Below are 8,246 nucleotides of genomic sequence, written 5' to 3' on the forward strand. Positions count from 1 at the left end.
GAGTAGTATGGGCATTTAAAAAGTAGAAAAAACGGTTTTGACACGAGCCGTATGTTATCGTTAATTCATTCATTAGAATGATTGATAATGAAAGTCTCATGGAAATGAATCAGTCTTATATACTTTCGAGCATATTTGGAAATTCATGTATATGAGAACCCAACGAGCTTTAGCCGTTGGAGTGTCAGTAAAGTCAGAGAAACAAAATCAAAGAAATATAGTCAGAGAAAAAATGATACCGTAATTAAGATAGACGAATGAAGACAGATGCAGGAAGTCGGATGAGAACGGAATGAGAGGAAGACAGAGAAGACGATGAATAAGACAGAATTTTTACAGGGATTGCAGTCAGCTCTTTCTGGAAATGTACCACCTGAGACTGTGCGGGAAAATTTGCGCTATTACAGCGATTATATCCGTTCAGAGGTGCAGAAAGGAAGATCCGAGCGGGATGTGATGGAAGAACTCGGAGATCCGCGTCTGATTGCGAGGACGATCATGGATGCAACGCCGGGAGCGGGAGAGGGAATGTTTGAGGAGTATCGCTCCTTCATTCCATTCGGATCTGCGGGCACTGCAGATGGCGGATATGCAGGAGATGGCACAGGATCCGAAGAGTCACAGGGACAGCAGGGCAATATTTTTACAGGCAATTCCAGTGTGCACTATTACGATTTGAATAAGTGGTACTGGAAGCTCGGAGCAGTTCTTGTCGCCATTTTGGTGGTGACGCTGATCATCACGATTGTGGGAGGAATTTTGAGTATTTTGATTCCGATCCTTCCGATCATTTTCCTCGTGATGTTAGTGATGTGGTTTGTAAAAGGACGCTAAATGCATTTTTTGAGAAAAATAGGATTCTGATAAGTCAATAGTGACAAAAAAACAGAGAAAACTGCGCAGGAAACCGTCACAAAATATTAATAAAATGTAAACAATGGTCCAAAAAACTTGACGCGCCCAATCTGGATATGTATAATAACGATGTAACATATTTAATAATTATGTAATAATTACGGTGCCGGAAGAGAGCATGAAGCTGTAAAACGGTGGAAGCCCTCTCCGGCATCGGTTTGAGAACATAGAAACCATAGAAACAACGAACAACGTAAATACAAATTCTGGATTGGAGTGGATGTAGGAAATGAATAAATCGGTACTTTATTTAGCCACAGCAGTGCTGGCAACGGGTTCTGTATTCTGGACAAGCCCTATGGTATCCCGCGCAGAGACCTCAACAAAGGCAATCAAAATCTCTGAGGCACTGAATCTCCCGGAGCTTGAGATTCCGGAAATCGAGAACGTGGCAGGGGTTGTCGAGGAAGCCGTTCAGATTGAGGAAGAAGAGGTAGCAGATGCCGAGGCAGAGGTTATCGATATGCAGGCTGGCCCGGATATCGCTGTTCAGAAAGCCCTCGCAGAGAAGAAGGCAGCTGAGGAGACAAAGGCAGCCGAGGAGGCAGCAGTTCAGGCAAAGGCAGATGCTCGCCAGAATGTTGTCGCTTACGCACTTCAGTTTGTAGGCGGAAAGTACCGTGCAGGTGGAAATGACCCGCATACCGGAGCTGACTGTTCCGGATTTGTAAAATATGTTATGGAGCATGCAGCAGGAATCTCCATGAATCGTTCTTCAAGCTCTCAGGCAACACAGGGACACAAGATTAGTTCAAATGATATGCAGCCGGGAGATCTGATCTTCTACGGAAGTGGCTCCAGCATCAGCCATGTAGCGATGTACATTGGAGATGGCAAGATCGTTCACGCATCCACAGAGCGTACCGGTATCAAGGTTTCCAAGTGGAACTACCGCACACCGATCAAGATTGTCAGTGTATTCTAATCGATTCTGATTTTCACATATCTGTCAGACCAGGATCAGTTAAAAATGAGAAGTAGAGAAATCGAATAGGACAGCAGAGAAATACATAAAATAAAAAGACGGGAAGAGGCGTTGTATGGCCTTTTGCCGTCTTTTTTATTCTTTTCAAAATCTCTCAAAAATGGAGAAAGAGCCGGGACAGGGGAGCTGTTCCGACTCTTTCTGAGGGGAGTATAAAATAATTAATAAGGCTGAAGAAAATGATTTTAAGGGAAATCGATTTTCTTCGAGTTTATTATACGTTATACGTCAAAAAATTGCAAGAGATTAACTGGAAACCAGAATCTTCCGGTATGGATTTGACAGGGAGGGATCATACTAATCCTGCATCAAAAAATTAGGATGTTCAGGAGGAAAATCACATGAGAGATTCTTACAACAACAACCAGAATAACAGTCAGAACAACAGCCAGAACAGCAATCAGAACAGCATGAGAAACAACAGCAAAAACAGTACCAGAAACGAGAACAACAGCAGAAACAATGCGAGAAATTACAGCCGTGATTCCTACTCGAACCGCAGTGAGAATAACACCGGGGATTATGAGGATTACCAGAATTACCGCGAGAGAACTTATGAGAGAAATTCATCCCGCAACAAGATGAACAACCAGAGCAACCAGCACGAGCAGTAAAAAACTCTGGGAATTCTCAGATGGTCTCCGCTTTGTTTCCCATTTGTTTTTGGAGGTCTTGGGACAAAGCGGGGGACCGTTACATATGCTGATAAAAAGAGGACAATAGAGGGTTTGGCATGTGGTGTCTGATCAGCGGTAGAGATCTGGAACGCTATCTTGACGAAGGAAGAGAGATCTTTCTGGCAGATCTGCGGGAGAGCCGGGACTATGAGGCGGGGCATATTTGTGGGGCGATCAATTTCCCGGGAGACTCCTGGCGTCTGAGGATCTCAGAGTTTCCGAGAGACCGTCTGATTGTTCTTTACTGTTATCATGGTCCGAACAGTTTGTTGGTCGCAAGGCAGTTGTCCGCAATGGGATTTTTGACGGCAGATCTCTATGGCGGAATCGAGGCTTACCGCGGAAAGTACCTCACTGGATAGAGACTCATGGATCTTTCGGTTATTGTACACGGGTAGGCATTTTCTGAGCGGAAAATGCCGTGTGATACAGTAGTGGTAGCAGATTTTGCTGATTTGGAATGCGAAGCATCGGCAAAAGACGTTACTGTTTGCAGGGTGTGTGAACAGTAACGTCTTTCGTTGACAACTATCTGGTGAGGTTATAAAATATTATGTAACAATCAGGGGACGAGACAACCTGAAAATAAGGGAAGGAGAATGGTTGACTTTTTCAACGGAGAAGTTTACGAAAGTGACGAGAGCGCGAAAGGCGTGAACAGAACGCAAGGATCAAGGATAAAACTTGAGAACAAAGCACAAGAACAAAGCACAAGAACAAAACACGAGAAGAAAGCACTCTGGATGAAAAAGGACAACTGTGAAGAGAAGACAATGATGAAGAAATATATGTTTGCATCGGATGTTCACGGATCTGCATGGTATTGCAGAAAGATGCTGGAGGCTTATGACCGTTCCGGCGCAGAGCGTCTGATTTTGCTCGGTGATCTTTTGTATCATGGACCGAGAAACGATCTTCCGAAGGAGTATGCGCCGAAGGAAGTGATTGCGATGCTCAATGAGCGCAAGAATGAGATCTGCACGGTGCGCGGAAACTGTGAGGCAGAGGTGGACCAGATGGTTCTGAATTTCCCGGTGATGGCAGATTATGCTCTGCTCGAGCTCAACGATCTCACCTTTTTTGCGACACATGGACACATTTTTAATGAGGAGCATATGCCACCGTTAAAGGCAGGCGATATCCTTGTTCATGGTCACACCCATCTGCTTCGCGCGGACAAGGTAGGGGACAACTACATCCTCAATCCGGGTTCTGTGTCGATTCCGAAGGGCGGAAATCCGGCAACCTATGCGATTCTGGATGGAAAGACCTTCCAGATCATTGACTTTGACGGCAATGTCGTGAAAGAGATCACATTTTAGATTACGATTAGAAAAATTAAAAAAGAATCTAAAAGGATTAAAAAAGAATCTAAAAGAATTTAAAAGGATAAAAAAGGGTTTAGAACAAACTTAAAACGAACTTAGAAAGAACTTAGAAAGAACTTAGAAAGAACAACGGTCATCGAAAGGATGATCGAGCAGGAGAAAAGAAAACATATGGCGATAAAAACCTACGAACTGATTGCACCTTGCCACTTTGGACTGGAAGCGGTGCTCAAGAGAGAGATTCTGGATCTGGGATATGAGATTTCCCGAGTGGAAGATGGAAAGGTGACGTTCATCGGAGACGCAGAGGCGATTTGCAGAGCAAACGTCTTTCTGCGGACGGCGGAGAGAGTGCTGTTGAAAGTCGGAGAATTCCGGGCAGTGACGTTTGATGAGCTGTTTGAGAAGACGAAGGCACTTCCGTGGGAGGAGTACATTCCGGTGGACGGAAAATTCTGGGTGAAGAAAGCAAACTCGATCAAGAGTAAGCTGTTCAGCCCGTCCGACATCCAGTCGATTATGAAGAAAGCGATGGTCGATCGCATGAAGCACGCATACGGTGTGGGCGTGATTCCGGAGACCGGCGCTTCCTACCCGATCCGCGTGGCATTCTACAAGGATGTGATCACCGTGGCACTCGACACGACCGGAGAGTCCCTTCACAAGCGCGGATACCGAAAACTGACGAGCAAGGCACCGATCTCGGAGACGCTCGCTGCGGCTCTGATTATGCTGACTCCGTGGAATAAGGACAGAATCCTTGTCGATCCGTTCTGCGGAAGTGGAACATTTCCGATTGAGGCGGCAATGATCGCTGCCAATATGGCGCCGGGAATGAACCGCTCCTTCCTGTCTGAGGACTGGAAGAACCTGATTCCGCGCAAGTGCTGGTATGAGGCGATGGACGAAGCTCAGGAACTTGTCGATGACAGCGTGAGTGTCGACATTCAGGGATACGACGTGGATGGCGATATCATCAAGTCTGCGAGAGCAAATGCAGAATCCGCGGGTGTAGCGCACCTGATTCATTTCCAACAGCGCCCGGTGAGCCAGCTCAGCCACCCGAAGAAATACGGTTTCCTGATCACAAACCCGCCTTACGGAGAGCGTATTGAGGACAAGAAGAATCTGCCGGAGCTGTACAGCCAGATCGGAGAGCGTTTTGCATCTCTTGACAGCTGGTCGGCATTTATCATCACCTCCTATGAGGATGTCGAGCGATATATGGGACGGAAGGCAGACCGCAACCGCAAGATCTACAACGGTATGATGAAGACGTATTTCTACCAGTTCCTCGGACCGAAACCGCCGAAGCGTAAACCGGAGCATGAGGAGAAATAAAAGGCGAGCCGGACGGAGTAAGGGCAGGCTGGTTTGCTGTCTTCTCACTGTTTGGATGGTGGTTTTCTTGACTTCCGGCTGTGGGAGATTCTGGTGGGAGTCGGCAGGCTCAAATGCAGATTTCAGAGGGAATCGTCAAACCACAGAGCAGGAAGAAAACGCAGATCAGGAAAACACGACAGAGCAGGAAAATACAGGAAATCAGGGAAACACCGCGGAGCGGGTAGAACTGGAAGAGAAGACCGAGCAGACGGAGAAAGGCACGTCGACGGGAACGGACGAAGCGGATCAGGGACAGGCTCAGAGTGGGTCAAAAGGTGCAGAAAGCGTGAAAGAGCCTCTACCGCGGTTTTACGATGCGAGACGGGACGGCAGAACGTCGATCGTCAAGGATCAGGGAGAGAGAGGAACCTGTTGGGCGTTTGCGTCGATGCAGGCGCTCGAGAGCTCTCTGCTTCCGGAGGAGTCGTATGATTTCTCCGAGGATCACATGGTGCACGATCCGGATTTTATTCTGAATTCCGAGGAGGGCGGAGACTATGTGATGGCGATGGCGTATCTGCTGTCGTGGCGGGGACCGGTGCTGGAGTCTCAGGACCCCTATGGAGACGGGATCTCGCCGGAGGGGCTGTCTCCGGTAAAACACGTTCAGGAGATCCGTCTCTTGCCCGAGAGCGACCGTGAGGCGATCAAGCGAGCAGTCTATACGACGGGAGGCGTGCAGAGTTCGCTCTACACCGCACTTCAGAAGACCGGGACGGATACCGCCTACTACAATCAGGAGACTCAGGCATACTGTTATCAGGGCGAGGAGGCTCCGAATCACGATGTCGTGATTGTGGGCTGGGACGATGATTTCCCGGCAGAGAACTTCACGACAGAGGTTCCGGGCAACGGGGCGTATCTCTGTGAGAACAGCTGGGGAACTCAGTTTGGAGAGGCGGGATACTTTTATGTATCCTACTATGACCGGAACCTCGGAAAGACGAACCTGGTCTATTCGCGGACGGAAGATCCGGATAATTACAGCCGGATTTATCAGAGTGATCTGTGTGGATGGCTCGGTCAGATTGGCTACGGGGAGGAGACGGTCTGGGCGACAAATGTGTACCGTTCCGGGGAGAGCGCGGAGAAGCTCTGTGCGGTCGGATTTTATGCGACGGACCGGGATACGGAGTATGAGGTCTATGTGATTCCGAAAGTTCCGGAAAATCAGGAGTCGGTGATCGCGAAACTTTCTGCGGGCGGAGTAAAAAAGGCAAAGCTGTCGCGCGCAAAGGGAAGACTTGAGGACGCCGGTTATTATACGATTTCGCTTGACCAGCCGGTATCGATTCAGCCAAAGACGCGATTTGCGCTCATGGTGCGCTTGAAGACGCCGGGGGCAGTTCATCCCGTCGCAGTCGAGTATGACACCGGAGACGGGCGTTTCCGCGTGGATTTGAGCGATGGAGAGGGATATGTGAGCCCCGATGGAAGCCAGTGGGAGCGGACGGAGGAAGCTCAGAACTGCAATCTGTGCCTGAAAGCGTACACGAGGATTGAAAAAACGAGCGGGTGAGCAAGCCTAAGCCTTGACTTGAATTCAAGGAATCCGTTGCAGGTTGTGATGGACGTTGATGGACGTAATGGAGTGGAAGTGCAATAAAACTGTGATTGAACTGTGATGGGGAAGGAACTATTTGACAGGGAGAAAAAGAGGGAGAGAAAAATAAATGAAACACAGAATTGTATTTGCAACCGGAAATGCCGGAAAAATGAGGGAGATTCGGGAGATTCTCGGAGATCTCGGCTGTGAGATTTTATCGATGAAGGAAGCGGGAGCAACGCCGGAAATCGAGGAGAATGGAAAGAGTTTTGCCGAAAATGCAGAGATCAAGGCGCGTGCGGTCTGGAACTGCACAGGAGGCATTGTCCTCGCGGATGATTCTGGTCTTGTCGTGGATTATATCGGCGGAGAGCCAGGAATTCTTTCTGCGCGTTATCTCGGGGAGGATACCTCCTATGAGATCAAGAATCAGGCAATCATTGACCGTCTCAAAGACGCAGAGGGCGGGGAGCGTTCCGCGCGTTTTGTCTGCAACATTGCAGGCGTGCTTCCGGATGGTCGTGTGATTCACACGGAGGCGACGATGGAAGGTCTGATCGCCAAGGAACCGGCAGGCTGTGGTGGATTCGGTTACGATCCGATTCTGTATCTTCCTGAATTTGGAAAGACATCCGCAGAGATCACGATGGAGCAGAAGAACCAGATCAGCCATCGTGGAAAAGCGCTCTCAGCGATGAAAGAAGAATTGCGAAAAGTTCTCGGGGAGGAAGATAAATAGATGAAAATTCTGATTGTGAGTGATACGCATCGGAAGGATGACAACCTGAAATGGGTTCTGAAGGAGGAAGCTCCGCTCGATATGATGATTCATCTCGGGGACGCGGAGGGAAGCGAAGTGGAGATCCCGAAGTGGGTCAACGAGGGCTGTGAGATCGTCATGGTTCGCGGAAACAATGACTTTTTCTCATCGCTTGAGCGGGAGATCGAGCTTGAACTCGGACCGCACCGGATTTTCCTGACCCACGGTCACTATTACAACGTTTCTCTCGGCGTTGAGACGCTTGAGCAGGAGGCGATCGAGCGGGGCTGTGACATTGCGATGTACGGTCACACCCATCGCCCGTATTTGGAGATTGGCGATCAGGTGACGATTCTCAATCCGGGAAGCCTCTCCTATCCGAGACAGGAAGGGCGCCGTCCGTCTTACATGATCATGGACATGGAAGATGACGGTCGCGTGCATTTCCACACTTATTACCTGTAAAAGATTATCTGGATTTCCCTGTTTTTGACAGGGGGGAGATTTTGAGAATTCAAGTCGACGCTCGCGGAGACTTGGCGCGTGATTTTGGTCAGCTCTGCTGACATCTTCTTATCAAAATCACTGCGCATCCACGCGGAGCGTATAACTCAGAAGGGGATTGTCTCCCCTCCTGAGAAAGTTTGTGATA

General features: G+C 48.7%; 9 protein-coding genes. All 9 read left to right on the forward strand.

Going from position 1 to position 8,246, the window contains the following annotated elements; genetic code table 11:
* The first annotated feature begins 315 nt into the window (after positions 1–315).
* The 9 genes from ACR0QT_RS14180 to ACR0QT_RS14220 all read left to right on the forward strand — a co-directional run bounded on the left by ACR0QT_RS14180 (position 316) and on the right by ACR0QT_RS14220 (position 8,059).
* Positions 316–834, forward strand: a complete 519-nt coding sequence (locus ACR0QT_RS14180; RefSeq protein WP_432631346.1) for a DUF1700 domain-containing protein — start codon at positions 316–318, stop codon at positions 832–834.
* Positions 835–1,144: 310 nt separating this feature from the next.
* On the forward strand, positions 1,145–1,840 hold the full coding sequence (locus tag ACR0QT_RS14185) for a C40 family peptidase (RefSeq protein WP_432631347.1): 696 nt from the start codon (positions 1,145–1,147) through the stop codon (positions 1,838–1,840).
* Between the two features lie 401 nt (positions 1,841–2,241).
* On the forward strand, positions 2,242–2,514 hold the full coding sequence (locus ACR0QT_RS14190; protein ID WP_432631348.1) for a hypothetical protein: 273 nt from the start codon (positions 2,242–2,244) through the stop codon (positions 2,512–2,514).
* 119 nt (positions 2,515–2,633) lie between these two features.
* Positions 2,634–2,939 carry a rhodanese-like domain-containing protein gene (locus tag ACR0QT_RS14195; protein ID WP_432631349.1) on the forward strand — a complete coding sequence of 102 codons (306 nt, stop codon included), beginning with the start codon at positions 2,634–2,636 and terminating at the stop codon, positions 2,937–2,939.
* 411 nt (positions 2,940–3,350) lie between these two features.
* On the forward strand, positions 3,351–3,899 hold the full coding sequence (gene yfcE / locus ACR0QT_RS14200; RefSeq protein ID WP_432631350.1) for a phosphodiesterase: 549 nt from the start codon (positions 3,351–3,353) through the stop codon (positions 3,897–3,899).
* A gap of 183 nt (positions 3,900–4,082) precedes the next feature.
* Entirely contained in the window at positions 4,083–5,246 is a 1,164-nt protein-coding gene (locus ACR0QT_RS14205; protein WP_432631354.1) for a THUMP domain-containing class I SAM-dependent RNA methyltransferase, read from the forward strand.
* Positions 5,233–6,807: a lectin like domain-containing protein gene (locus tag ACR0QT_RS14210; RefSeq protein ID WP_432631351.1), complete on the forward strand. Its 1,575-nt coding sequence runs from the start codon at positions 5,233–5,235 to the stop codon at positions 6,805–6,807. Before ACR0QT_RS14205 ends, ACR0QT_RS14210 begins: the two co-directional genes overlap by 14 nt.
* A 154-nt stretch (positions 6,808–6,961) precedes the next feature.
* Positions 6,962–7,573, forward strand: coding sequence for an RdgB/HAM1 family non-canonical purine NTP pyrophosphatase (rdgB, locus tag ACR0QT_RS14215; protein WP_432631352.1), 612 nt, complete (start codon positions 6,962–6,964; stop codon positions 7,571–7,573).
* A complete protein-coding gene (locus ACR0QT_RS14220) occupies positions 7,574–8,059 on the forward strand; it encodes a YfcE family phosphodiesterase (RefSeq protein ID WP_432631353.1) in 486 nt (161 codons plus the stop codon).
* Positions 8,060–8,246 lie beyond the last annotated feature (187 nt).

The sequence above is a fragment of the Brotaphodocola sp. genome, from assembly GCF_050873365.1.
In the GTDB taxonomy this organism is placed as follows: domain Bacteria; phylum Bacillota; class Clostridia; order Lachnospirales; family Lachnospiraceae; genus Brotaphodocola.